This is a genomic window from Pimelobacter simplex, assembly GCF_024662235.1.
GTDB lineage: Bacteria > Actinomycetota > Actinomycetes > Propionibacteriales > Nocardioidaceae > Nocardioides.
The window spans coordinates 2,793,372-2,816,038 of record NZ_CP096276.1; the positions used below are offsets into that span (position 1 = coordinate 2,793,372).

Annotated in this window: 26 protein-coding genes, 1 other RNA gene and 2 riboswitches; of the genes, 11 read left to right on the forward strand and 16 right to left on the reverse strand. The window is 73.7% G+C overall.

Going from position 1 to position 22,667, the window contains the following annotated elements; translation table 11 throughout:
* Positions 1-69 precede the first annotated feature (69 nt).
* Positions 70-681, reverse strand: a complete 612-nt coding sequence (locus M0M48_RS13700) for a TetR/AcrR family transcriptional regulator (protein ID WP_257751572.1) — start codon at positions 679-681, stop codon at positions 70-72.
* A gap of 84 nt (positions 682-765) precedes the next feature.
* On the opposite strand from M0M48_RS13700, the gene M0M48_RS13705 reads away from it, so the two are divergent.
* Both M0M48_RS13705 and M0M48_RS13710 read left to right on the forward strand, forming a co-directional pair.
* A complete protein-coding gene (locus M0M48_RS13705) occupies positions 766-1,623 on the forward strand; it encodes an SDR family NAD(P)-dependent oxidoreductase (RefSeq protein WP_257751573.1) in 858 nt (285 codons plus the stop codon).
* Positions 1,620-2,864 carry an NADH:flavin oxidoreductase/NADH oxidase family protein gene (locus M0M48_RS13710; RefSeq protein WP_257751574.1) on the forward strand — a complete coding sequence of 415 codons (1,245 nt, stop codon included), beginning with the start codon at positions 1,620-1,622 and terminating at the stop codon, positions 2,862-2,864. The genes M0M48_RS13705 and M0M48_RS13710 overlap by 4 nt, the downstream gene beginning before the upstream one ends.
* Here M0M48_RS13710 and M0M48_RS13715 read toward each other — a convergent pair.
* The 4 genes from M0M48_RS13715 to M0M48_RS13730 are packed head-to-tail and all read right to left on the reverse strand — an operon-like array spanning position 2,861 to position 4,416.
* Positions 2,861-3,472: a TetR/AcrR family transcriptional regulator gene (locus tag M0M48_RS13715; RefSeq protein WP_215816998.1), complete on the reverse strand. Its 612-nt coding sequence runs from the start codon at positions 3,470-3,472 to the stop codon at positions 2,861-2,863. The two genes, M0M48_RS13710 and M0M48_RS13715, sit on opposite strands and share 4 nt — an antisense overlap.
* 1 nt (position 3,473) lies before the next feature.
* Entirely contained in the window at positions 3,474-3,752 is a 279-nt protein-coding gene (locus tag M0M48_RS13720; protein ID WP_215816999.1) for a hypothetical protein, read from the reverse strand.
* Between the two features lie 37 nt (positions 3,753-3,789).
* Positions 3,790-3,984 (reverse strand): hypothetical protein, encoded by a 195-nt coding sequence (locus tag M0M48_RS13725; protein WP_215817000.1) that lies wholly within the window; start codon positions 3,982-3,984, stop codon positions 3,790-3,792.
* A 9-nt stretch (positions 3,985-3,993) separates the two neighbouring features.
* A complete protein-coding gene (locus M0M48_RS13730) occupies positions 3,994-4,416 on the reverse strand; it encodes a tetratricopeptide repeat protein (protein WP_215817001.1) in 423 nt (140 codons plus the stop codon).
* A 51-nt stretch (positions 4,417-4,467) separates the two neighbouring features.
* Here M0M48_RS13730 and rnpB point away from each other — a divergent pair.
* Both rnpB and M0M48_RS13740 read left to right on the forward strand, forming a co-directional pair.
* Positions 4,468-4,837, forward strand: an RNA gene (gene rnpB / locus M0M48_RS13735) — RNase P RNA component class A.
* Between the two features lie 90 nt (positions 4,838-4,927).
* Complete coding sequence (locus M0M48_RS13740) at positions 4,928-6,256, forward strand: ApeA N-terminal domain 1-containing protein (protein WP_257751575.1); 1,329 nt, start codon at positions 4,928-4,930, stop codon at positions 6,254-6,256.
* Positions 6,257-6,301: 45 nt separating this feature from the next.
* Here M0M48_RS13740 and arr read toward each other — a convergent pair whose 3' ends face one another.
* From arr to M0M48_RS13755, 3 genes are all read right to left on the reverse strand, one after another.
* On the reverse strand, positions 6,302-6,712 hold the full coding sequence (gene arr / locus M0M48_RS13745) for an NAD(+)--rifampin ADP-ribosyltransferase (RefSeq protein WP_257751576.1): 411 nt from the start codon (positions 6,710-6,712) through the stop codon (positions 6,302-6,304).
* A 46-nt stretch (positions 6,713-6,758) separates the two neighbouring features.
* Positions 6,759-7,049 (reverse strand): excalibur calcium-binding domain-containing protein, encoded by a 291-nt coding sequence (locus tag M0M48_RS13750; RefSeq protein WP_215817005.1) that lies wholly within the window; start codon positions 7,047-7,049, stop codon positions 6,759-6,761.
* Positions 7,050-7,110: 61 nt separating this feature from the next.
* Positions 7,111-7,527 carry a YccF domain-containing protein gene (locus M0M48_RS13755; RefSeq protein WP_257751577.1) on the reverse strand — a complete coding sequence of 139 codons (417 nt, stop codon included), beginning with the start codon at positions 7,525-7,527 and terminating at the stop codon, positions 7,111-7,113.
* Between the two features lie 30 nt (positions 7,528-7,557).
* Positions 7,558-7,623, forward strand: a riboswitch (guanidine-III (ykkC-III) riboswitch).
* A gap of 9 nt (positions 7,624-7,632) precedes the next feature.
* Here M0M48_RS13755 and M0M48_RS13760 point away from each other — a divergent pair.
* On the forward strand, positions 7,633-7,947 hold the full coding sequence (locus M0M48_RS13760; protein WP_257751578.1) for a DMT family transporter: 315 nt from the start codon (positions 7,633-7,635) through the stop codon (positions 7,945-7,947).
* A 72-nt stretch (positions 7,948-8,019) separates the two neighbouring features.
* Here M0M48_RS13760 and M0M48_RS13765 read toward each other — a convergent pair whose 3' ends face one another.
* From M0M48_RS13765 to M0M48_RS13775, 3 genes are all read right to left on the reverse strand, one after another.
* Positions 8,020-11,100, reverse strand: coding sequence for a glycosyl hydrolase family 95 catalytic domain-containing protein (locus tag M0M48_RS13765; RefSeq protein ID WP_257759335.1), 3,081 nt, complete (start codon positions 11,098-11,100; stop codon positions 8,020-8,022).
* Between the two features lie 336 nt (positions 11,101-11,436).
* The gene (locus tag M0M48_RS13770; protein WP_038679896.1) at positions 11,437-11,640 is read right to left on the reverse strand and encodes a cold-shock protein; all 204 of its coding nucleotides are present in this window, start codon (positions 11,638-11,640) and stop codon (positions 11,437-11,439) included.
* Between the two features lie 186 nt (positions 11,641-11,826).
* Positions 11,827-12,345 carry a 2'-5' RNA ligase family protein gene (locus tag M0M48_RS13775; RefSeq protein WP_257751580.1) on the reverse strand — a complete coding sequence of 173 codons (519 nt, stop codon included), beginning with the start codon at positions 12,343-12,345 and terminating at the stop codon, positions 11,827-11,829.
* A gap of 38 nt (positions 12,346-12,383) precedes the next feature.
* On the opposite strand from M0M48_RS13775, the gene cobT reads away from it, so the two are divergent.
* Genes cobT through M0M48_RS13790 form a run of 3 tightly spaced genes read left to right on the forward strand, consistent with a single transcriptional unit; the run spans position 12,384 to position 15,053 of the window.
* Positions 12,384-13,424, forward strand: coding sequence for a nicotinate-nucleotide--dimethylbenzimidazole phosphoribosyltransferase (gene cobT / locus M0M48_RS13780; RefSeq protein ID WP_257751581.1), 1,041 nt, complete (start codon positions 12,384-12,386; stop codon positions 13,422-13,424).
* Entirely contained in the window at positions 13,421-14,200 is a 780-nt protein-coding gene (locus M0M48_RS13785) for an adenosylcobinamide-GDP ribazoletransferase (protein WP_257751582.1), read from the forward strand. Before cobT ends, M0M48_RS13785 begins: the two co-directional genes overlap by 4 nt.
* Positions 14,193-15,053 carry a hypothetical protein gene (locus tag M0M48_RS13790; RefSeq protein WP_257751583.1) on the forward strand — a complete coding sequence of 287 codons (861 nt, stop codon included), beginning with the start codon at positions 14,193-14,195 and terminating at the stop codon, positions 15,051-15,053. Before M0M48_RS13785 ends, M0M48_RS13790 begins: the two co-directional genes overlap by 8 nt.
* Before the next feature lie 10 nt (positions 15,054-15,063).
* Here M0M48_RS13790 and cobU read toward each other — a convergent pair whose 3' ends face one another.
* Together cobU and M0M48_RS13800 are read right to left on the reverse strand one after the other, a co-directional pair.
* The gene (gene cobU / locus M0M48_RS13795) at positions 15,064-15,597 is read right to left on the reverse strand and encodes a bifunctional adenosylcobinamide kinase/adenosylcobinamide-phosphate guanylyltransferase (RefSeq protein ID WP_257751584.1); all 534 of its coding nucleotides are present in this window, start codon (positions 15,595-15,597) and stop codon (positions 15,064-15,066) included.
* Entirely contained in the window at positions 15,594-17,039 is a 1,446-nt protein-coding gene (locus tag M0M48_RS13800) for an RNB domain-containing ribonuclease (protein WP_257751585.1), read from the reverse strand. Before M0M48_RS13800 ends, cobU begins: the two co-directional genes overlap by 4 nt.
* 24 nt (positions 17,040-17,063) lie before the next feature.
* Between M0M48_RS13800 and yaaA the strand changes: the two genes are divergently transcribed.
* On the forward strand, positions 17,064-17,843 hold the full coding sequence (gene yaaA, locus M0M48_RS13805) for a peroxide stress protein YaaA (protein ID WP_257751586.1): 780 nt from the start codon (positions 17,064-17,066) through the stop codon (positions 17,841-17,843).
* Between the two features lie 9 nt (positions 17,844-17,852).
* Here yaaA and M0M48_RS13810 read toward each other — a convergent pair whose 3' ends face one another.
* The 3 genes from M0M48_RS13810 to M0M48_RS13820 are packed head-to-tail and all read right to left on the reverse strand — an operon-like array spanning position 17,853 to position 20,895.
* Positions 17,853-19,034: a bifunctional RNase H/acid phosphatase gene (locus M0M48_RS13810; protein WP_215817015.1), complete on the reverse strand. Its 1,182-nt coding sequence runs from the start codon at positions 19,032-19,034 to the stop codon at positions 17,853-17,855.
* Positions 19,034-19,777 carry a zinc ribbon domain-containing protein gene (locus tag M0M48_RS13815; RefSeq protein WP_257751587.1) on the reverse strand — a complete coding sequence of 248 codons (744 nt, stop codon included), beginning with the start codon at positions 19,775-19,777 and terminating at the stop codon, positions 19,034-19,036. Before M0M48_RS13815 ends, M0M48_RS13810 begins: the two co-directional genes overlap by 1 nt.
* The gene (locus M0M48_RS13820) at positions 19,774-20,895 is read right to left on the reverse strand and encodes a Nif3-like dinuclear metal center hexameric protein (RefSeq protein ID WP_257751588.1); all 1,122 of its coding nucleotides are present in this window, start codon (positions 20,893-20,895) and stop codon (positions 19,774-19,776) included. Before M0M48_RS13820 ends, M0M48_RS13815 begins: the two co-directional genes overlap by 4 nt.
* 39 nt (positions 20,896-20,934) lie before the next feature.
* Positions 20,935-21,106, forward strand: a riboswitch (cobalamin riboswitch).
* Positions 21,107-21,163: 57 nt separating this feature from the next.
* Between M0M48_RS13820 and M0M48_RS13825 the strand changes: the two genes are divergently transcribed.
* Positions 21,164-22,000, forward strand: a complete 837-nt coding sequence (locus tag M0M48_RS13825) for a nitrite reductase (RefSeq protein ID WP_257751589.1) — start codon at positions 21,164-21,166, stop codon at positions 21,998-22,000.
* Complete coding sequence (locus M0M48_RS13830; RefSeq protein WP_215817018.1) at positions 21,997-22,662, forward strand: precorrin-8X methylmutase; 666 nt, start codon at positions 21,997-21,999, stop codon at positions 22,660-22,662. Before M0M48_RS13825 ends, M0M48_RS13830 begins: the two co-directional genes overlap by 4 nt.
* The last annotated feature ends 5 nt before the right edge of the window (positions 22,663-22,667 follow it).

Consider the following 22,667-nt stretch of genomic DNA (forward strand, 5'->3'; position numbering starts at 1 on the left):
TTCCTCCGGAACGGGAAGGGTGAGCAGGGACGCGGGAACGAGCCGCGGCGTCCTAGTGCTTCCGGAGGGTCATGCGGGTGAGCCTAGCCGCTCCAGGCTCCCCAGGAGGTGCGCCTTGAGCGCCGGCCACGACGGGTGCGCCGCAGTGGCGCCGGGGATCGCGGCGACGACGACGGTCCCGCGGACCGTGGCCATCGCGATCTGGATGAAGTCCCCGAACCCCTCCCGCCCCGCGTACGACGGCAGCGCGGTCGCCGCGAGCGCCTCGATCTCGCCCATGCCGGCGCAGATGATCTCGGCGACCCGCTGGGCCAGGACCGGCTCGGTGCGGGCCACGTTGAACAGCTCGAGCACCGCCGGGGTGATCGACAGGTGGTGGATCTCCCAGATCAGCTCGAGCAGCGCCTCGGCGCGCTCCCGCTCGGTGGCGGCCTCGACCCCGCGGGCGGCGGCGTCGGCGAGGAGCTGCTCGACCAGCCGGGTCATCGCGGCGTCGACGAGCGCGGCCTTGGTCGGGAAGTAGTGCTGCTGGGCGCCCTGGCTGACGCCCGCGCGCTCGGCGACGCGGCGGGTCGTCGTGGCGACGTACCCCTCGGCGGCGAGGCACTCGATGGTCGCGTCGAGCAGCCGCTCGGTCGTCGCGGCGCGACGATCGACCTGGCGGCGGCCCCTGGTGCTCATGGCGCGATCGTGGCGCAGGTCTCGCGAAGTTTGCAAGTCGGATGACTTGTCAAGTCACTCGACTGGGAACTAGGTTCGGCGCCCATGAAGGACTTCCAGGACAAGGTCGCCGTCGTCACCGGAGCCGGCTCGGGCATCGGCCGCGCGCTCGCGCTCCAGCTCGCCGCCGAGGGCGCCCGGGTCGCGCTCAGCGACTGGGACGCCGCCGGTCTCGCCGAGACGGCCGCCCTCCTCGAGTCCCGCGGGACCACGGCGCACACCACCGTGCTCGACGTGCGCGACCGGGCCGCCGTCCACGCCTGGGCGGACGCTGTCGCCGCGCACTTCGGCACCGTCAACCTCGTCGTCAACAACGCCGGCATCACCATCTTCGGCACCGTCGAGGAGAGCCCCTACGAGGACATCGAGAAGGTCCTCGACGTCGACTTCTGGGGCGTCGTGCACGGCACCAAGGCGTTCCTCCCCCACCTGGTCGCCTCGGGCGAGGGTCACGTCGTCAACATCTCCAGCATCTTCGGGCTGTTCGGCGTACCGACCCAGAGCTCCTACAACGCCGCCAAGTTCGCGGTCCGCGGGTTCACCGAGGCGCTGCGCCAGGAGATGCTCCTGGCCGGACACCCCGTCGGCGTCACCTGCGTGCACCCCGGCGGCATCAAGACCAACATCGTCAACAACGCGACCGCCAGCAACGCGGCCGACACCTCCAGCATCGCGCGGACCTTCAACGACAAGCTCACCCGCACCTCGCCCGAGACCGCCGCGCGGACCATCCTGCGCGGGGTCCGGCGGCGCCGGCCCAAGGTCCTCATCGGTGCGGACGCCGTCGCGGTCGACCTCGTGGTCCGGGTGCTTGGCGCGGCCTACCAGCGACCGTTCGCGGCCGTCTCGCGCCGGCTCACCGTCTCCCTCGCTTCGCCTACGAAGAAGAAGGTCTCCGCATGACCACCCACCTCTCGTCCCCGCTCACCCTCCCCGGCGGCCAGCAGCTGGCCAACCGGTTCATGAAGTCGGCCCTGAGCGAGTCCCTCGGCGAGCGCGACTGCGGTCCGTCCGAGCGGCTCCAGCGCCTCTACGCACGCTGGGCGCGCGGCGGCTACGGCCTGGTCGTGACCGGCAACGTCATGGTCGACCGCCGCCACCGTGGCGAGCCGGGCAATGTCGTCATCGAGGACGAGCGCCACCTCGACGGCCTGCGCGCGTGGGCGCGCGACTTCCAGGACGGCGGCACGCCGCTGTGGATGCAGGTCAACCACCCCGGCCGCCAGGCCAACGCCCTCGTCGGCCGGACCCGGCCCGTCGCACCGAGCGCCGTCACCGCGCGCGTGCCCGGCGCGGTCAAGCCGCGCCCGCTCGAGGACGCCGAGATCCGCGAGATCGTCGAGCGCTACGCGACCGCCTCCTCGGTCGCCGAGAGCGCCGGCTTCGCGGGCGTCCAGATCCACGGCGCGCACGGCTACCTCGTCACCCAGTTCCTCTCCCCGCTCACCAACCAGCGCGACGACGACTGGGGCGGGGACGCCGAGCGCCGCCGCCGGTTCGTGATCGAGGTGCTGCGCGCGATCCGCGCCGCCACCTCCCCCGGCTTCGCGGTCGGCATCAAGCTCAACTCCGCCGACTTCCAGCGCGGCGGGTTCACCGAGGACGAGTCGCGCGAGGTCGTCGCCGCGCTCGTCGCCGAGGGCATCGACCTCATCGAGATCAGCGGCGGCTCCTACGAGGCGCCCGCGATGATGGGCACGATGCGCGCCTCGACGGCCGCGCGCGAGGCCTACTTCCTCGAGTACGCCGCCTCGGTGCGCGACCTCGCGGCCGGCGTACCGATCGCGGTGACGGGCGGCTTCCGCTCCAGCACCGCCATGGAGGCGGCCGTCGCCTCGGGCGACTGCGACCTCGTCGGCCTCGGCCGGCCGACCTGCCTGCTCCCCGACGCCCCGCGCGCCATCCTCGAGGACGGCCGCACCACCCTGCCCAGCGCGCAGGTCAAGGCCGGGCTGCGTCCCGTGCTCGGCAAGGTCGCCAACCTCAAGCAGCTCGACGGCGCGCTCGACCTGTCCTGGCACACCGACCAGCTGCACCGGATGGGCGCCGGCAAGGAGCCCGACCCGCGTCGTACCTGGGGCGAGGCGGCGCTGTGGCTCGGCCTGCGCAACGGGCCCGGAGCGTTCCGGGCCAAGCGCGGCTAGGCCTCGTCGGCGATCGCCCGGAGGCCGGTCCAGAGCGCGTCCATCATCCGCTCGACGAGGACGTCGACCGCGACCTCCGGGTGCCGGCGCCACCACTTGGCGAGCTGCTCGGCGGCACCCGAGATCGCGTGGGCGTACGCCGACGCGGACTCGTCGTCGACGTGCGGTGCCGCGGCCCGCACCAGCACGGCGATCGCCTCGGCCGTCGCGTAGCGCAGCTCGGCCGCCGCCTCCACCACGCCGCCGGCGACCGCCGCACCGCCCCCGAAGAGCACGTCCCAGGTCGAGCCACGGTCGCGGACGAACCGGAAGTAGGCCCGCAGCCCTGCCCGCAGCTGGTCCTCCGGCGTCGCCGCTCCCCCGGCGGCTGTCACGAGCGCGGTGTCGAGCTCGTCGCGCGCGGCCCGCAGGCACTCCAGGTAGATGGCGTCCTTGTCGGCGAAGTACTTGTAGATCAGCGTCCGGGTCACCCCGGCCGCGGCCGCGATGTCCTCGACCGCCGTGCCCTGGTAGCCGTGCTCGGCGAACACCCGTTCGGCGACCGCGAGCAGCTGGGCCCGTCGTACCTCGGGGGCGAGGCGGCGGCGCGGCGCCCCGGCGGTGACCACCTCAGGCGGTCCAGTCGAGGAACACCCCGCCGGCGGTGATCGCCGCGAACCACCACACGAACGAGAACAGCCCCAGCGTCACCGTCCAGCGCGGGTGCGAGGTCCACCAGGCGAAGCAGAGGGCGAGCATCACCAGCCAGGTGAGCATCAGCACCGCGACGCCCCACCAGGGCGCGAGCAGGCCCGAGGCGGCGTACAGGAAGAAGGACGAGACGAGCAGCACGAGTCCCGCGAACGGCCACGGCGAGATGCGCCGTCCGGTCGCAGGATCGATCGCCACCGGACGGATCCGGCGGCGGCGCGAGAGCACCAACGGACTACTTGTCCTCGACGTCGTCGTTCCAGGCCGGGTCCTCGTCCCAGGCCTCGGTCCGCTCGGCGGCCTTCTCCAGCGCCCGGGCGGCCTCCGCCTCGGTCGGGTAGGGACCGAGGCGGTCCTTGTTGGGGCAGCCCTCGACGCCCTCGACCGTGTGGTGCTTGAGGCAGAACCAGTACTCAGCGTCCGTGGACATGCCCCGAACCTACTCCAGACGGCCCGCCAGGCGCTCGACCCGCAGCACGTCGTACTCGTGCTCGGGGTCGCCGCTCATCGCCGCCGCCAACCGCAGGTGCGGGAGCGCGTCGTCGTACTTGGCCTGGCGCTCGAGCGCTCGCCCCAGCGCATGCCGGCTCCACACGTCGGCCGGGTCGTCCGACACCAGCGCCGCCAGCTCGTCCGACGCCTTCACCAGCTGCGCCCGCATCAGGTACGCCCACGCCCGCAACGACCGCAGCCCCCGGTTGTCCGGCTCCTGCTCCAACGCCGGCTCCAGCACCTGGAGCGCCTCGCGCGGCGCCCTCCGGGAGAGGAAGTCGTGGGCAGTCCGGTACGCCGTCTCGTGACGTGCCGTCGTACCCGGGAACACGATCGGCGGAAGGATCCGGATCTCGGGCGTCTCGTTCATGTGCCCCTCAACTGTCGGACCCACCCCGTTGTTCCCTAGAGTGAGCGCGGACGGGCTGGCCGGGCGACCGCGTGACCCCCGCCGCGAGGCGACGGGTCCCGAGGAAAGTCCGGGCTCCACAGAGCAGGGTGGTGGGTAACACCCACCCGGGGTGACCCGCGGGACAGTGCCACAGAGAACAGACCGCCTCCGGCTCGCCGGAGGTAAGGGTGAAACGGTGGGGCAAGAGCCCACCAGTGCGCCGGGAGACCGGCGCAGCTAGGCAAACCCCACCCGGAGCAAGACCAGACAGCACACGACGGCCTCGGCCGAGAGGGCGGCTCGCCCGAGTGTGCGGGTAGGTCGCTGGAGGCTGCCGGCAACGGCAGTCCTAGATGGATGGTCGCCACGACAGAACCCGGCTTACAGGCCAGCCCGTCCCCAAGCGTGGTCTGCAAGCAGGCCGCGCATCGGTGCTGCACGATGGAGAGTGCCCATCCGGCCGTCCAGCTGCACCGCGAAGGAGCCCTGAATGCCGCACCATCTCGACCTCGGGACTCGGCGCGCGGGTCGGCTGTTCGACTTCGACCCGGAGACGCCCGAGATCCAGGTGAGCCTGGAGCACTCGGACGATGGCATCTGCGTGACGGTGCCCTGGTCCGAGCCGGACAGCCCCTACGCCCAGTGGTTCGATCCTGACGGCCGGCGTCAGCACCTCAACGGAACTGATATCCCACCACGACGGGTTCCCCGCCGGCTCCTCTTCGAGGACTCTCACGGTTCCGTCCTCCTGATCGGCTGCTGGGCGCAGGGCTTTCATGCCAATGTCTTCGGCCCCGGCAGCGGGCGCGTCTGGGCCTCCGTGGCTGTGGTCGGCGTCGAGGAGGACACGGAGTACGACCGTCCGCACGGCCTCCAGACCGAGATCTCCGGCCTTCGCGAATGGCTCGGAGTCACTTCTTGGACACGAGAGGTGGACTGGAGCCAGGCGGGCACCCCGGCGACTCTCCACTCGACACCTCCGCCGGCGATCGAGATCGACGCCTTCGCCGGGCTTGCTCTCGACCTTGTCCCCAGCTGGCGGATCGCGCAGGAGGAGGAGCTCGACCGATGGGTGCTCCTCGATCTCGTTCGCTGCCGGACGCGCAGCGCGCAGCCTGAGGCATGGGACTCGCACCTGCAGCTCCACCGAGCGATCCGAGACTTGTTGGTGCTCTCGCGGTGGTGGGTCGAGTCGTGCGTCGAGGTCAGCGCCACCCGCGACGACGACCTGATCCGCATGCCCGACGGCAAGAGTCACCGCCCACAGTGGCGCCACGTCGTGGTCCCACGGGGCGACCGTCGGCAAGCTCCCCGCGGCCTCCGGCCGCATCTTGTCGAGTTCGAGGATCTGGGATCAGCCGGCATTGCCCAGTGGATCCGTCTCCGCGACGAGTTCGCTCGTGCGTTGGATCCGGTGATCAGCAGCATCGATCTCGACGCCGCACCTCACACGTTGCTTGCGCACACCGGCCCTGGGCTCGAGGCGCTCGGGTACCTCCTCATGCGGCGCGACGGAATGCGGAAGAAGGACGCATCAGAGGTGCCGCTCCGCGCTCGACTGGAGCGCATCCTCGAGGACGTCGAAGGGTGCCTGCCGCTCGACGGAGCTGCGTGGATCGCCAACACGTGCCGCGCGTACAACGCACTGAAGCACGCGAACCGAAAGGCACCTGACGCCGTCGAGATGCTCAGCGCCTGGCGCCAGAGCGTGCTCGTCGTCCGCACCTGGGTCGCGCTCGAGCTGGGTGTGTCGCCGGCTGACCTGGCGTCACGGTTGGCGAACGATCCTCAGCGACGCCTGGTCGCCGGGCAGCGCTAGCCCATCGACCTCCCGTAGAGCGCTCGGCCCGGGTCCATCGGTCGGCTAGTTGATGATCTCGCCGCGCTCGTCCGCGGCCAGCTCGGCCAGCCGGTCCCGCCACGCCTGCAGCGCCTCGGGCGTCAGCCGCGTCCAGTCGGTGACCTCGCCGACGACGCGGAGCGGCTCCCGGCTGCGGTAGGACCGGGTCGGGTTGCCGGGGAACTTCTTGTCGGTGACGTTGGGGTCGTTCTCGAACGCGCCGGTGGGCTCGACGGCATACACCCGGGGTGGGTGGTCGCCGGGGGCGAGCTCGGCGGCGAGGCCGGCGCCGTCGACGAGGGCGGTGAAGTAGACGTGGTTCATCACGATCTCGGGCCGGTAGTTGGACCGGAAGCCTGCGGTGAGCAGGTCTCCGGTGCGCAGGTCGGCCTTGGTGCCGTGGAAGAACGGTCCGTCGTCGAGCGCGTCGGTCACCGCCTCAGCCTAGGCGGCAGTACGGCGGGACGACGGCGCGCGGGCCTCAGCGCTCGCAGGCGGTTCCGTCGCGGTCGCGGTCGAGGCGGGACTTGTTCCGGGCGTAGACGTCCCGGGCCTTCTTCGAGTACGCCGGCGACCCGTACCCCTCGCGCACCTGCTTGAGCGCGGCCGCGCGGCCCTTCGCGACACCGTGGGGGAAGTCGCGGGTGAGCTTGGCGCAGCTGCTGTAGTACTTGCCGGCGGCGGCCGTGGCCGGGGCGGTGGTGAGGGTGGTCGCGATCGGGGCGGCGAGGGCCAGGACGGCGACGGCAGAGGCGATACGACGGGGGGTCATGCGCGGAACGGTAGGGCAGGACAGGGCCGGGCAAGGGGCGATTGCCCCGATTGCCGAAAAGTCAGACGCCCGTCCGCCCGTACGCCGCCACCGCGCGCCGCAGGTCGTCCGAGTCCACGATCTCCCGCCCCAGCGGCAGCAGGCTCACCGGGATCAGCTTGAAGCTCGCCAGCCCCAGCGGGATCCCGATGATGGTGATGCAGCACAGGACGCCGGTGATGGCGTGCCCGATGGCGAGCCAGATCCCCGAGAAGACGAACCAGAGCACGTTGCCGATCCCGCTGCCGACGCCGGCGCCGGGCTTCTTGACGACCTCGCGGCCGAAGGGCCACAGCGCATACATCCCGATCCGGTACGACGCGACGCCGAACGGGATGCCGATGATGGTGATGCACCACAGGGCGGCGGCGAGGAGGTAGCCGAGGCACATCCAGAAGCCGGCCAGGACGAGCCAGATGATGTTGAGCAGGAGCCGCATGGCCGAAGGCTACGCGGGCCACTATCCTGGACCCACGGCCTGTGACGGCCGCCGGACGAGGGAGCCGTACCCGGAGCGCGACAAGACGGCCACGAAGGAGTGGTCATGGCTTGGATCGTGCTGGTGGTGTCGGGTGTCCTGGAGGCGGTGTGGGCCACCGCGCTCGGCCGTTCGGAGGGGTTCACCCGGTTCGTGCCGTCGGCGGTGTTCGTGGTGGCGATCGTCGCGAGCATGGGCGGGTTGGCCTATGCGATGCGCAGCCTCCCCATCGGCACGGCGTACGCCGTGTGGGTCGGGATCGGTGCGGCGCTCACGGTCACCTATGCGATGGCGTCCGGCGACGAGGCGGTGAGCGTGCTCAAGATCGCGCTCATCCTCGGGCTGATCGGCTGCGTGGTCGGGCTCAAGCTCGCCCACTGAGGACCGCAGAGAGCCCCCGGCGCCGCAGTGCGGCACCGGGGGCTCGTCCGTTCTGCGGGCGGAGCGTCAGTGTCAGTCCCGGCGCCGGGGCGCGCGGACCCGGACGGTGACGGCGTCGCTGCGCGAGCCGGTGGTGGTCGCGGTGCCGGACCACTCGGCGGTGAAGCGGTGGGCGCCGCGCCGGGTGAGGCGGACCGTGAAGACGACGCGGCCGTCGCGGCCGAGGGACTTCTTGGCGACCACGCGACCGCGTGAGCGCAGCCGCACCACTCCCCCGGACCCGCGCGGGACGCGGACGACGAAGCGGACCGTCTGGCCGCGCCGGACCTCGCTGCGGGTCGCGCGCAGGCGGGTGGTGCTCGGCGTCTTGACCGGCGGCTTGACGGGGGGCTTGACCGGCGGGGTGGTGCCGGGCTGGGGCACGACCTCGACCTCGGCGCCGTTGACGACGACGCGGACGGGGCGGCGGTCGGGGGCGCGGTCGGCGACGATCGCGTAGTCGGTGACCCGGCCGTCCTGCCACGCGACGTCCACGCGGTAGCCGCCCCGGGCCCGCAGGCCGTGGAACGAGCCCTTCACCGCCCACGCCTGGGGCAGCGCGGGGAGCAGCCGGATGGTGCCGTCGTGGCTCTGGAGGAGCAGCTCGGCGAGGGCGCCCGTCATGCCGAAGTTGCCGTCCATCTGGAACGGCGGGTGGGTCGCCCACAGGTTCGTCAGGGTGTTGTGGCGGAACAGCCCGCGGACCATCGTGTACGCCTTCTCGGGCTCCTGGAGCCGGGCGAAGAGCGCCGTGCGCCACGGCCAGGTCCACGACCGGCGGCTGTCGCCGCTGACCGAGTCGACCGTGATCTCGCCACCGTCGGGTACGCCGCACCGGGCGTTGAGCGAGACCAGCGCGGCCGCCGCGAGCTCGGGCGTCTCCTCGACGCTGATCTGGCGGCCCGGGTAGACCGCGAACAGGTGCGAGGTGTGCCGGTGCAGGGCGTTGATGCCGCCGGCCGAGCCGGTGCGGACGTCGCGGTCGGTCTGCCACTCCTGGAGCTGGCCCCAGCTGCCGATCTTGTTGCCGGCGAGCTTCTCGCGCAACGCCGCGACGCTCGCCCGGTAGCCCGCGTCGGTGCCGAGCGCGTCGGCCATCTCGAGGTAGTTGGTGAAGAGGTCCCAGACGATCTGCTGGTCGTGCATCACCCCGTCCTCGCGCGGTCCCTGCTCCGGCGACCAGCCGTTCGGCGCGTAGAGCCGGCCGTCCTCCTTCTCGACGAGCTCGTGCTCCCAGAACTGGCAGATCTCCTTGACCAGCGGGTAGAAGCGGCGCAGGAAGGCCTGGTCCTGGGTGAAGCGCCAGTGCTCGTAGAGGTGCTGCGCGTACCAGGCGCTCGACACCGTGTTCCACTCCCAGCCGTTGCCGCCGAAGATGCTCTGGCTGGTGCGCGCCGTCCAGCCGGGGACGTCGTCCCCGAACGCCTTGCGGGTGGCGACCCGGCTCGGTACGGCGACCTGCTCGATGAAGTGCGCGAGTGCCTCGTGGCTGTCCCCGAGGTCGGTGGTCTCGGCCGCCCAGTAGTTCATCTGGATGTTGATGTTGGTGTGGTAGTCCGAGGCCCACGGCGGGTTGTTCTCGTTGCACCACAGGCCCTGGAGGTTGGCCGGCAGGCCGTCCGGCCGCGAGGACGAGGCGAGCAGGTAGCGCCCGTACTGGAAGTGGAGCTGCTCCAGCTCGGGGTCGGCGGCGTCCACGGAGTCGGCGTAGCGGCGCAGTCGCTCGGTGAGCGGCAGGGCGACGATGTCGTCGGCGCTGGCGCCCCAGTCGACCGAGACCCGGTTCATGATCGCGCCGAGCGCCTTGGCGTGGGCCTCGAAGAGCGCCTCGAACGCCCGGTTCTCCACCGCGTCGAGGGTCCGCTGCGCCACCGTCGCCGGGTCCCGGCCCGTGCGCCAGCCCGCCGCGGCGTCGAGGCGGTAGTCGGTGCGCAGGTCGATCCGCAGCTCGAGCTCGGCGACGCCGGTGAAGGCGACCGCGGCCCCCTGGGGCGCGACGGTCCCGCCCTCGTGCCGGACCCGGACCTCGGCCGCGTGGCGCAGCTCGTTGGCCATCTCGCCGGCGAAGAGGATCCGGTCGCCGGCGGTGGAGACGACGGTCGGTGCCGGGCGGCGCGGGCTGTCCCCGTTCTGGGCCGACCTCAGGTCGATCGTCCCGCTCATCCCGCCGGGCGCGTCGGTGCGGTAGCGCAGCACCAGCAGGTCGGCGGTCCGGCTCGCGAACGCCTCGCGGACGTGCGTGCCCCCGTCGCGCTCGTACGACGTCGAGTGCAGGCCGGTCATCGGGTCGAGGAAGCGCCGGTAGCCCTCGGGGACCTGCTCGGCCGGCACCGCGAAGGTGACCCCGTCGAGCGCGATCTCGGCGACCTGGAAGTGCGAGGTGCCCACCTTGGGCCGGAACTCGAAGCGGTAGAAGCGGTAGGCGGTGGTGTTCGTGGCGGTGAACGAGCGCGCCTGGCCGCGCGCCGTGAAGGGCGTCGCCGCGTGCTGCCGGGCGTCGAGCTCGGTCCAGTCCTGGCCGTCGGCCGAGCCGAGCAGGCGCCAGTCCTGGGGGTCGCGCGCCGGGACGTCGTTCGCGCTGGTGAAGGTGTACTGCGCGACCGCGACCGGCGTCGGCAGGTCGACCGTCCAGGTCGCGGTCCAGGCCTGGGTCCCCTCGTCGGGCGCGATGATGCACCACTTGGAGGAGATGCTGCCGTCGATCGTGCGGGCGGCGGTCTCGCTCGCCGAGGTCGTGCCGCCGCCGAGGTCGGAGGTCAGCGTGGGTGCCGCGGGCAGCGCGCCCAGGGTGACGACGAGCTCGCCGAAGTCGCGGTAGGAGCCGAAGCCGGTCACCCCGGTGTCGTAGTCGCCGTCGTAGTCGTTGAGCCCGCCCCACAGGCTCTGCTCGTTGAGCTGGACCCGGTCGACGGTGGCGCCGGCGTGGAGCATCGCGCCGAGGCGGCCGTTGCCGAGGGGCAGCGCGGCCGGCTCGGCCGTACGGCGGTCGCGGTCGGCGCCCTCCCAGGAGACGCCCGCCGGCCAGCTCCACACCGTGGCCGGCCGGTCGAACCAGAGCGCGCGGCGCGGGACGGGCGGGACGACGAGCGGGCCGGCCAGGGCCTGGTCGGGCACGAGGGCGGCCCGGACGGCGCCGCACCGCGCGCGGCGAGCAGGGCGCCCGCGGCGCCGCCGGCGAGCAGCAGTCCACGACGCGGCAGGGTCGGGTTCGGTCCCATGCGGACCTCGCTTTCGAAGCTGGTGTGATCGGGGTCACCCAGCAAACATCCCATCTATCGCCGCCGTCAACCCCCTCGTCACGCTCAGACTCTGATCGAGAAGCCGTCTTTCACCCGATGTTTGGCGGAGCAAGCGCGGAAAGGCACCGAAAAAGAGCCGAACCCCCGGCGCCGCTGAGCGGCGCCGGGGGTTCGGTCAGGTTGAGTCGTCAGACTCGATCAGACGAGCTGATCAGAGCGGGCGAACGTTCTCCGCCTGCAGGCCCTTGGGGCCCTGGGTGACGTCGAACTCGACCTGCTGGTTCTCGTCCAGCGACTTGTAGCCGTTGCCCTGGATGGCCGAGAAGTGGACGAAGACGTCCGGGGTGCCGTCGGCCGGGGCGATGAAGCCGAAGCCCTTCTCGCTGTTGAACCACTTGACGGTGCCCTGAGCCATGATTTTCTCCTTGGTGTTCGTGTTTCGTGGTGTCGACGGGCGCCGACACCGAGTGCTGAAACATCTGTACCGCCCTGATGCCCAGCTGAACCGAAGACCAAGTACCACGAGATGTTCCGGGCCCGTTGAGGCCCGGGGGGACCTTGCGATCCCTTTCAACGCCCCCAACGCTAGCACCGTGCGGGCTCATCCGCTGCATGACCAGCCGAGGAGAAATCGACAGTTCATCTCCTCGTAGCCGTGCAGCTCGACCCGATCGGCGCGCAGCGTGACCGGGAGCACCCCGGCGAGGTCCCTCTCGACCGTCGCCACGGACACCCCGGGCCCGACCCGGTCGAGGGTCAGGTGCGGCACCACGGCGCCGTACTCCCCCGCGTAGGGAGGGCACTGGGGGAAGGCGCGCCACAGCCGGTCGGTCAGCTCGGCGAAGGGTTCCGCGGGCTCGGGGACGAGGTGCACCAGGCCGTCGGGGAAGGTCGCGACCTCGGCGAGGCGGAAGTCGAAGGCCGCAGTGGTCTGGACGACCTCGGCGACCCGGTCGAGATCGGCCCCGGTGGGCTCGGGCAGGAAGGGCGCCAGGACGGTGATGTGGGCGTGGGTGAAGGCGGGGTCGCGGGAGACCCAGGCCGGGTCGTAGTGCTCCCAGCGGCTGCGGACGTAGGGCTCGAGCGCCGGGACGGGAACCGCCAGCACGGAGTGGGCCACGTCGGGAGGATAGGCGGATCCAGGCTAAGTTGCGGGTCATGACTGCCGCTGTCGTGCCGCCGCCCGCTCCCGAGGTCCGCGCCCGCGCCGCCGAGCGCCTGGCCGGCCTCGCGACCCCGGCCGGCGCGCTCGGCCGGCTCGGCGAGCTGGGCGTGTGGGTCAGCGCCACCCAGGGCGTGTGCCCGCCGGAGCCGCTGACCGAGGTCCGGCTGGTGATCTTCGCGGGCGACCACGGGGTCGCCCAGCACGGCGTGTCGGCCTATCCCCCGGCGATCACCCCGGCGATGGTGCGCACGTTCGTGCTCGGCAAGGCCGGCGTGTCGGCGCTGGCGGCCACCCACGGCGTCCACGTGCGGGTCCTCGACCTCGGGGTGGACGACGACCTCGACGGCGTGCCGGCCGACGTCCAGGCCCACAAGGTACGACGCAGCAGCGGCGCGATCCACGTCGAGGACGCGCTCAGCGCCGACGAGACCGCCCGCGCCTTCGAGGTCGGCCGCACCGTGGCCCGCGAGGAGATCGCCGCGGGAGCCCAGCTGCTGCTCTCCGGCGACATGGGCATCGGCAACACGACCCCCGCCTCGGCCATGGTCGCCGCCGCGCTCGGCCTCCCGGCCGACGAGGTGACCGGGCGCGGCACCGGCGTCGACGACACCGCGCTGCGCCACAAGCAGGCGCTGGTCCAGCAGGCGCTCGACCGGGCCGGCGACCGGGTCGCGGACCCGATGGACGCGCTGGCCGCGCTCAGCAGCGCCGACCTCGTCGCGACGACGGGCTACCTGGTCCAGGCGGCCGAGAGCGGCGTCCCGGTGCTGCTCGACGGGCTGATGTCGGTCGCCTGCGCGCTCTACGCCGAGCAGATCGCGCCCGGCGCGACCGCCTGGTTCGCCGCCGGGCACCGCTCGACCGAGCCCGCACAGGCGCTGGCGCTCGACAAGCTGGGCCTGTCCCCCGTGCTCGACCTCGGGCTGCGGCTCGGCGAGGGCTCCGGGGCGGTCGCCGCCGTACCGGTGCTGCGCTCGGCGGTCGCCCTGCTGCGCGACGTCGCGCTGCTGGCCGACCTGATGCCGCCCGAGTGAGCGGCGCCGTGGACGTCGCCGTCCTCGGCCGCAGCCTGCGGCTCTCGATCGGCATGCTGACCGCGCTGCGCGTGCCCGTCGTGCTGCGGGTCACCCCCGGCGTCGCGACCGGCGCGCTGCTGCTGGCCCCGCTTGCCGTGCTGCCGCTCGGCGTCCTGGTCGGCGCGGTGGTCTGGGCCAGCGGACGGCTCGACCTGCCGGCGCTCGGCGTCGCGTTCGCCGCGCTCGCCCTCCTCGCGGTCGGCAGCCGGGCCCTGCACCTCGACGGGCTCTCCGACGTCGCCGACGGGCTCACCTCGTCCTACGACCGCGAGCGCTCGCTCGCCGTCATGAAGAGCGGTACGGCGGGCCCGGCCGGCGTCGCCGCGCTCGTGCTCGTGCTGGGCGCGCAGGCCGCGGGCCTGATGTGGTTCGTCGGCCTCGACGGCGAGCTCCGCTCCGCGGTCGTCGCCGGCGCCGCGGTGTGCGCCTCGCGCGCGGCCCTGTGGATCACCGCCTGCTCGGTCGTGCCGCCGGCCCGTCCCGACGGGCTGGGCGTGACGTTCACCCGGCGGATCCCGGTCCTCGTCGCGGTGCTCGGCTGGGCCGGGCTCGCCGCGCTCGCCGTCCTCGTCGACCCGGTCCGCGGACCGGTCACCGTCGCGGTCGCGGCCCTGGTCGTCGCCGCGCTCACCGCCCACACCGTCCGGCGCTTCGGCGGTGTCACGGGGGACGTCTTCGGCGCCGGGATCGAGATCGCCCTCGCCGTCCTGCTCGTCGGACTGGCCGGTGCCTGAGCTCGAGGACCGGGCCCCCACGGCGCACGAGCGGCTGCTCGTCGTCCGCACCCTGGCCGACGCCCGCACCCGCGGCGACCTGGACGAGGACGACCAGCTCGAGCGCACCGACATGGCGGTGCGGGTGCCGACGCTGGTCGAGCTCGCCGCGCTGGTCGAGGGACTCCCCGGTGCGCCGGCCCTGCCCGCCGTACCGCCGCCGGACCCGAACCGGCGCCGGTTCGTGCTGGGCGCGCTGGGGCTGCTCGCCGTCGGTGCCACCGGCGGGATGCTGTGGGCCCGCCGGGACGACCCGCCGCCCACGAGCACGCCCGGACCCGCACCCGCTCCCCGGCCGACCCGGACCCCGCCGTCCACCACGCCCCCGCCGGCCCCTGCGACGCCGGAGCCGGCCCCCGACCTCTACACCGTCGCCGGGCTCACGCTGCTGCTCCGCGAGTACCGCGAGCTGACCGGCACCTGGCGGGCCTACGTCCTGGCCGTCTCCGAGCCGCACCAGGCGAGCGCCACCGCGCCGCACGGCCCGCTGGGCAAGCGCCGCGAGCGCTGGTGGAACTGGAACGCCCAGGACCGCTGGAACACGATCTTCGACCCGCACGCCGTCACCGACCCCACCGACCGGGCGGTCGACCTGCGGCGCTTCGACCTCGCCGCCGCCGTGGCCCACGTGGCGCGGGCGCGCCGGACGCTGCGGGTGGAGAAGCCGACCAGCGTCTACCTGGCGCTCGGGCACGAGCCGGACGTCGGGGCGATCGTCGAGATCGTCGTCGGCAACGCGTACGGCGAGCGCGGCCGCCTCGTCACCGACGCGGCCGGGCGGGTCCTGGCGCGCGAGCCGTTCGTGCGCGCCTGACGTCCCTGGGTCAGAGCCGCAGGACCCGGCCCGCGACGACCAGGTGCACCTCGCCGCAGACCTCCGCGACGCGCTGGTTGACGGTGCCGAGCAGGTCGCGGAACAGCCGCGCCGACCGGTGCTCCGGTACGACGCCGAGGCCGACCTCGTTGGTGACGAGCACGACGTGCCCGGTCTCCGGCCCGCGCTCGCCGAGCGCGGCGACGAGGTCGTCGAGCAGGCCGAGGACGTGCGCCTCGACGTCCTCGACGCGCGCGTCCCAGAGGCCGGCGTCGTCGATCACGCCGGTGAGCCAGGTGCCGAGGCAGTCGACGAGGACCGGGGCCGCGCCGGAGGCGCGCAGCACCCCGGCGACGTCGCGGGTCTCGGCCGTGGTCCAGGACGCCGGGCGGCGGCTGCGGTGCGCGGCGATCCGGGCGGCCCAGTCGGCATCGTCGTAGACCGGGCCGGCCGCGACGTAGGTGACGTCGCCGGACCCGGCGACGAGGCTCTCGGCGTGGCGGGACTTGCCGGAGCGGACGCCGCCGGTGACGAGGATCTTCACGGCAGCGTGAACGCGACCTTGCGGGCCGCGAGGTCGGCGGTGGTGAGCGTGACCCGGACGTCCTCGCCCAGCGGCAGCGGGGATCCGCCGGCCGAGGTGACCGGTGCCTCCACACCGATCTCGGCGAGCACCACGACGCCGGTGTCGGGGTCGTCCTCGCGCACGCTGGTCACCACGGCGTCGAAGCTCTCGCCGACCCGGTCGGCGAGCACGGCGGCCTCGACCAGGTCGAGCACCGCGCGCTCGTAGGAGCCCGCCCGGCGGGCGGAGTCCTGGAGCGTCTTGGGCAGGCCGGGCAGGGCTTCGAGCACCCAGGCGGGCACGGCGGTGCCGGCGCAGATCGCGAGGCAGACCTCGCCGGCGTACCGGTCGCCGAGGCGGCGCAGGGGCGCGGTGACGTGGGCGTACTCGGCGGCGATCGCGGAGTGGCGGGTCTGCTCGGGGAGCTCGCCGTCGAAGACGGCGTACCCGCTGCCGCGCAGGAGGCGCGTGCACGCCACGACCATCGCCTGGTGCTGGGAGACCGCCGGGTCGAGCGAGCGCACGAAGCCCGGGTAGTCGAGGTCCTGGGGCCAGGTGATCCGCAGACCCTTGGCGACCCGGCGCAGGCGGGCGACGTCGCGCGGATCGGGCGGCGGGAGCGTGCGCAGGATGCCGACCTTGGCGTCGATCATCAGGCCGGCCGCGGCCATCCCGGTGAGCAGCGAGATCTGGGCGTTCCACTGCTCGACCGGGAGCTGCTCGCGGAACACCAGCCGCAGGGCTCCGTCGGCCTCGTCGATCTCCTGCTCGGGCAGCGGCAGCGAGATGCCGCCGCGCTCGGTCTCCTGCTTCAGGCGCAGCTCGCCGACCTCGCGGAGCAGGGTGAGCACCTCACCCGCGGTGCCGTCGGCGAGGGCCCGGTCCGCCTCGACGTAGGACCAGCGCGCCGTCGAGCGCACCCGGGCCCGCTCGACGCGGACCTCGCCCAGCGTGCCGGCGGCGTCGAGGTCGAGCGACCACAGCAGTGCCGGGCGGACCTGGTCGGGCAGCAGCGACGCCGCGCCCTCGGAGAGCTCGGCGGGGTGGAGCGGGATGCGGGTGCCGGCGCCGTAGAGCGTCTCGCCGCGGCGGTGGGCCTCGACGTCGACCGGGTCGCCCGCGCGGACGAACGCGGCGACGTCGGCGATCGCGTATTGCACCCGGAAGCCGCCGCCGTCCGCGGCGCGCTCGATGTGCAGCGCCTGGTCGAGATCCATCGAGCCCGCCGGGTCGATGGTGATGAACGGCAGGTCGGTGCGGTCGAGCTCGGGCGGGACGGCGCTCGCGGCGGCCCGCTCGGCCGCGGCGGTGACCTCGGCCGGGAACTCCCCGGGCAGGTCCAGCTCCTTGGCGATCGCCTCGAGCCCCTGCTGGAGCTCCGGCGAGCCTGCCTTGACCCGGACCACGACGTTGCTCGGCATGCTGGTGACCCTATCCTTGCGGCCGTGCTGATCCTGCTGCCGCCGAGTGAGGGCAAGTCCGTTCCGAAGCGTGGGGCGGCGCTCGACCTGGCCGGTCTGTCCCTCCCCGAGCTGACCGATGCCCGCCGCCGGGTGCTCGACGCGCTGGTGACGCTGTGCCGCGACGACGCCACCAAGGCGGCCGCGGTGCTCGGCCTGTCCGCGGGCCAGCTCGACCTCGTCGACCGCAACGCCGACCTGCCGGACGCACCGACCGCGCGGGCCGACCGGATCTACACCGGCGTCCTGTACGACGCCCTCGACGTCGCGACGCTGTCGGCCGCGGCCAAGCGCCGTACGGCGACGCGGGTGGCGGTGGCCTCCAGCCTGTTCGGGATGGTGCGCTTCGGCGACCGGATCCCGTCGTACCGGCTCTCGGGGGACGCCTCGCTCCCCGACCTCGGCCCGGTCGCCGCGACCTGGCGCGAGGCACTGCCGCCGGTGATGACCGCCGCCCTCGGCCGCGGGCTGCTGGTCGACCTGCGCTCGGGGATGTACGCCAACTTCTGGAAGCCCGGCCCCGAGCTCGCCCCGCGGGTGGCGACCGTGCGCGTGCTGCACGAGCACCAGGGCACCCGCAAGGTGGTCAGCCACTTCAACAAGGCGACCAAGGGCCGGATCGTCCGGGCCCTGCTCGAGGACGGCGCCGACCCGCGCACGCCTGCGGCGCTCGCCGAGGTGCTGGAGCGGCTGGGGTGGGTCGTCGAGGTGGGCGCGCCGGGCAAGAACGGCACGCAGCTCGACGTCGTCGTCAGCGAGCTCTGAGCCCGGGCCTCACCAGCGGCCGGTGTCGCGCAGCGTCCGGCGTCCGGGCGCGAGCGCGTTGAAGAACCTCATCGAGCCCTTCTGCTCGCCCGTGCGCGGGTCCGGGTAGAACGCCAGCACCGACACGGCGGCCGGGGCGAGCTCCATCCGGAAGAGCGTCTCGAGCGGGGCGTCGAGGGCGTGCGCGACGAGGGTCTTGATGGGCGTCACGTGGCTGACCAGGACAACGGTGCGCCCGGCGTGCTCGGTGAGCACCCGGTCGAGCCCGGCCAGGACGCGCTCGCGGACGGCGACGAACGACTCGCCGCCCGGCGGCGGGGAGGCCATGTCGGCGAACCACGCCTCGAGGCGGTCCTTGTCGCGCTCGGCGACCTCGGTGAAGGTGAGGCCGTCCCACTCACCGAACTCCATCTCGGCGAAGCCGGGCTCCTCGGCGACGGGCAGGCCGAGGACGGCGCCGATGATGTCGGCCGTCTCGCGGGTACGGCGCACGGGCGAGGCCACGACGACGTCGATGCTGTCGCGCAGCTCGGTGAGCCAGGCCGCGACCTCGGCGGCCTGGGCGCGGCCCTCGTCGGACAGCGACGGGTTGTCGCCGCCGAGGCCGCCGGAGAAGCGGCGGCCGGTGGTGTGCGGGGTGACGCCGTGGCGGACCAGGACGATGGTGGTCGGCTGGCCGGGACCGGTCGCCGGGGAGGACGCCTCCTCGGCCGCGGACTCGGGCTCGTCGGGGATGCCGTCGCCGGGGACGCTGGCGCCGCCGGCCACGGTGACGCCCTCGCGGACGCCGTCGAGCGCCTCGTTGGCGAGCCGGTCGGCGTGGGCGTTGTCGGCCCGCGGCACCCAGGTGTACGTCGTCCCGGCGGGCGCGATCGCCGCCGCCTCGGCCGCGAGCGCGCGCATGTCGGCGTGCTTGATCTTCCAGCGCCCGGACATCTGCTCGACGACGAGCTTGGAGTCCATCCGCACCTCGACGCGCGCGCCCGGCGCGTGGTCCACGGCGAGGTGCAGCCCGGCGACGAGGCCGGAGTACTCGGCGACGTTGTTGGTCGCGACGCCGAGCGTGCGGGCGTCCTCGGCGATGACCGCTCCGGTGGCGGCGTCGCGGAGCACCGCGCCGTAGGCGGCGGGACCAGGGTTGCCGCGCGACCCGCCGTCGGCCTCGACGACGACCGCGGCGGGGCTCGGCACTAGATGCCGCTCTCGGGGGTGCGGACCAGGATCCGCTGGCACTCCTCGTGGCGCAGCACGACGTCGGCCGGGGTCGCCCGGATCTCGGCGATCTCGCCGGCGTCGAGGGTGAGCTGGCAGCCGCCGCACTGGCGGGCCTGGAGCGCGCCGACGCCGACGCCGCCCTTGCTGGCGCGGAGCTTCTCGTAGAGGGCGACGAGGTCGGCCGGGATCTCGGCCACGATCGCGGCCCGGCCGGCGGCGACGGAGGCGCTCTCGGCGTCGATCGTCGCGCCCTTCTCGTCGCGGGAGGTGGTGAGCACGCCGAGGCGGCTGTCGAGGTCCTCGATCGCGGAGGTCAGCTCGGCGAGCCCGGACTGGGCCTCCTCGAGCTGCTCCATGACCTCGAGCTCCTCGTCCTCGAGCGTGGAGATCCGCCGCTCCAGGGACGCGAGCTCGTGCTGCATGCGCTCGAGGTCCTTGGGGTTGGTGATGGCGCCGGAGTCCATCCGGTCGCGGTCACGCGTGCGCCGCGCCTTGACCTGCTCGACGTCCGCGTCGGCCTTGGCCTGCGCCGAGGCGAGGTCGTCGACGACGATCCGCTGGTCGCGCAGTCGCCCGTCGACGTCGGCGCGCTTGCCGAGGAGGTCCTTGATCTCCGCGGCCTCCACGGGGTTGCTGCGCTGGTGGCGCAGCTGGTCGACCTGGGAGTCGAGCGCCTGCAGGTCGAGCAGGCGGAGCTGGGCTGCGGGATCGGCGTTCACAGGTGCATTGTCCAGGGATCCGTGACGGCCGCGCTCACCCGGGTCTCCACAGCGTCACCAAGGGCCTCGCGGAGGCGTTCGGCGAGCACTGGGAGCCAGGTCCACTCCGCGGCCCAGTGGGCCACGTCGACCAGCGCCGGGCCGCCCTTCTCGACGAACTCGGCGGCCGGGTGGTGGCGCAGGTCGCTGGTGACGTAGACGTCGACGCCGAGGCCCGCGACGCGGTCGAGCAGGAAGTCGCCCGCGCCCCCGCACACCGCGACCCGCTTGACCGGGCGGTCCGGGTCGCCGGCGACGCGGACGCCGCCGTGGGTCTCGGGCAGCGCCTTCTTGACCACCTCGGCGAACTCGCCCAGCGTGGTCGGCGGCACCACGCCGACGCGACCGGTGCCGGTCTCGGCCAGGGCCGGGTCGGCGAGCTCGACGACGTCGTACGCCGGCTCCTCGTAGGGGTGCGCCGCGAGCATCGCGCGGACCACGGCCGGGCGCAGGTCGCGGGCCAGGACCACCTCGATGCGGACCTCGGCGACGGTCTCGAGCTCGCCGACGGTGCCGATCATCGGGTTGGCGCCGTCGAGCGGGCGGAAGCGGCCCTCGCCGGGGGCGCTGGTGAAGGAGGCGAAGTCGTAGTCGCCGATGCGTCCCGCGCCGGCCTCGGCGATCGCGGCCCGGACCGGCGCCGCGGCGTCGGCGGGGACGAAGACGGTGAGCTTGTCGAGCGGCTGCTCGGGCGCGGGGAGGATCGGGCGCAGGTCGGTCAGCCCCAGCGCCACGGCGAGCGCCTCGGAGACCCCACCGAGCGCCTGGTCGGCGTTGGTGTGGGCGGTCAGCAGCGCGCAGTCGGCCTTGACCAGGGTGTGCAGGGTGCGCCCCTTGGGCGTGGTGGCGGCGACGCCGTGCACCCCCTTGAGGAACAGCGGGTGGTGCACGATCACGAGGTCGGCCTTCCACTCCGCGGCCTCGGCGGCGACGGCGGGCGCCGGGTCGACCGCCAGCAGGATCTTCTTGACCGGCTGGGCCGGGTCGCCGGTGACGAGCCCGACGGCGTCCCAGCTGTCGGCCGTGGCGGGTGGGTACCAGCCGTGGACCAGGGCGACGACGTCCTCGAGGGAAGGCATGCCGGTCAGGCTACCGAGGACGGGCGACAGAACCGGATTGCTAGAGTGACCGCTGCCAGTCGACGGGAACCCGGTGAGAGTCCGGGACTGACGCGCAGCGGTGTGGGTGACGGACGGAGCACGACGTCACTGGATCTCCTCGGGGATCTGGGAAGACGCTCCGGGCCGGGTGATCCCGAGTCCGAAGACCTGCTGGCCCTTGCGGCACAACCGCCGTGAGGTCGATGGGGGCGATCGCGAGGAGCCCCGGCCTCGAAGGACTCCACCCATGGCGCGCAGCCGTCCGGACCGGTGCCCCGGCATCGTGCACCCGTGGCCGGCCGACGACGGCGGCCTGGTCCGGATCCGGGTGCCCGGCGGTCAGGTCCGGCTCAGCGCGCTGCGCGCGCTCGCCGCCGTCGCCGACCAGTACGGCGACGGGCGGGTCCGGCTCACCGGCCGGGCCAACCTCCAGGTGCGCGCCATGCCCCTCGGCGCCGACGGCACGCTGGCCGAGCCGGCGCTCGCCGCGCTGGAGGCGACCGGCCTGCTGCCCTCGCGCGAGCACGACCGGGTCCGCAACGTCCTGGTCTCCCCCCAGACCGGGCTCACCGGGGGCCGCGCCGACCTGCGCCCGGTGCTCGCCGCGCTCGACGCGCTCCTGCTCGGCGACCCCGCGCTGGCCGCCCTGCCCGGACGCTTCCTGCTCACCCTGGACGACGGCCGCGGCGACCTCGCCGACCGGCACAAGGACCTCGGCCTGGTCGCGCTCGACGCCGAGCGGGCCCAGCTCCGCATCGGTGAGGCGTACGGCGACGTGGTCGCCCTGGCCGACGCCCCCGCGGCCCTCGCCGCGCTCGCCCACCGCTTCCTGGCCGCCCGTGGCACCGGACCCGACGCGGCCTGGCACGTCGACGAGCTGGCCGCGCCGCTCGTCGTACCGGCGGGGGTGGCGGCGGGCGCCGACGTCGCGACCGGCCCCCTCCCCTTCGGCCCGGTCCCCGGCGGCGAGCACGTCGCCGTCGGCGACGACGGGCTGACCCTCTCGACCATCGCCGGCTGGACCGCCGGCACCGTCGTCGTCACCCCGTGGCACGGCGTGCTGATCCCCGAGGAGAACTCATGACCGACCTGACCGCTCCGCCTCGTCGGTACGACTACATCGCCGACGGTCCGGCGATCTACGTCGACTCCTTCGCGACCATCCGCCGCGAGTCCGCGCTCGACCGGGTGCCCGCCGAGGCCGAGAAGGTCGCCGTGCGGATGATCCACGGCAGCGGCCAGACCGACCTGGTCGACGACCTCGTCATCCACCCGGGCCTGGTCGCCGCGGCGCGCGGCGCCCTGTCCGCCGGCGCACCGATCCTGTGCGACGCGCGGATGGTCGCCATGGGCATCACCGCCGGCCGCCTGCCGGCCGACAACCCGGTGCACTGCTTCCTCACCGACGAGCGGGTGCCCGAGCTGGCCCGGCGCTGGTCCACGACCCGCACCGCGGCCGCCGTGTCGCTGTGGGAGCCCCTGCTCGACGGCGCGGTCGTCGCGATCGGCAACGCCCCCACCGCGCTCTTCCACCTGCTGGAGATGATCCTCGACGGCGGACCGCGTCCGGCCGCGATCGTCGGCTGCCCGGTCGGCTTCATCGGCGCCGCGGAGTCCAAGGACGCGCTCGCGGCCTTCGCCGGCGAGCACGGCATCGACATCCCCTTCGTCACCGTGCGCGGTCGCCGCGGCGGCTCGGCGATGGCCTCGTCGGCGGTCAACGCGCTGGCCCAGGAGGAGGAGTGAGCACC

Bases quoted from the DNA above. Each gene is read 5' to 3' on its own strand.
- M0M48_RS13700 (WP_257751572.1), bottom strand. From the start codon at position 681: ATGAGCACCAGGGGCCGCCGCCAGGTCGATCGTCGCGCCGCGACGACC.
- M0M48_RS13705 (WP_257751573.1), top strand. From the start codon at position 766: ATGAAGGACTTCCAGGACAAGGTCGCCGTCGTCACCGGAGCCGGCTCG.
- M0M48_RS13710 (WP_257751574.1), top strand. From the start codon at position 1,620: ATGACCACCCACCTCTCGTCCCCGCTCACCCTCCCCGGCGGCCAGCAG.
- M0M48_RS13725 (WP_215817000.1), bottom strand. From the start codon at position 3,984: ATGTCCACGGACGCTGAGTACTGGTTCTGCCTCAAGCACCACACGGTC.
- M0M48_RS13730 (WP_215817001.1), bottom strand. From the start codon at position 4,416: ATGAACGAGACGCCCGAGATCCGGATCCTTCCGCCGATCGTGTTCCCG.
- M0M48_RS13740 (WP_257751575.1), top strand. From the start codon at position 4,928: ATGCCGCACCATCTCGACCTCGGGACTCGGCGCGCGGGTCGGCTGTTC.
- M0M48_RS13750 (WP_215817005.1), bottom strand. From the start codon at position 7,049: ATGACCCCCCGTCGTATCGCCTCTGCCGTCGCCGTCCTGGCCCTCGCC.
- M0M48_RS13755 (WP_257751577.1), bottom strand. From the start codon at position 7,527: ATGCGGCTCCTGCTCAACATCATCTGGCTCGTCCTGGCCGGCTTCTGG.
- M0M48_RS13760 (WP_257751578.1), top strand. From the start codon at position 7,633: ATGGCTTGGATCGTGCTGGTGGTGTCGGGTGTCCTGGAGGCGGTGTGG.
- M0M48_RS13770 (WP_038679896.1), bottom strand. From the start codon at position 11,640: ATGGCTCAGGGCACCGTCAAGTGGTTCAACAGCGAGAAGGGCTTCGGC.
- cobT (WP_257751581.1), top strand. From the start codon at position 12,384: ATGACTGCCGCTGTCGTGCCGCCGCCCGCTCCCGAGGTCCGCGCCCGC.
- M0M48_RS13800 (WP_257751585.1), bottom strand. From the start codon at position 17,039: ATGCCGAGCAACGTCGTGGTCCGGGTCAAGGCAGGCTCGCCGGAGCTC.
- M0M48_RS13820 (WP_257751588.1), bottom strand. From the start codon at position 20,895: ATGCCTTCCCTCGAGGACGTCGTCGCCCTGGTCCACGGCTGGTACCCA.
- M0M48_RS13825 (WP_257751589.1), top strand. From the start codon at position 21,164: ATGGCGCGCAGCCGTCCGGACCGGTGCCCCGGCATCGTGCACCCGTGG.
- M0M48_RS13830 (WP_215817018.1), top strand. From the start codon at position 21,997: ATGACCGACCTGACCGCTCCGCCTCGTCGGTACGACTACATCGCCGAC.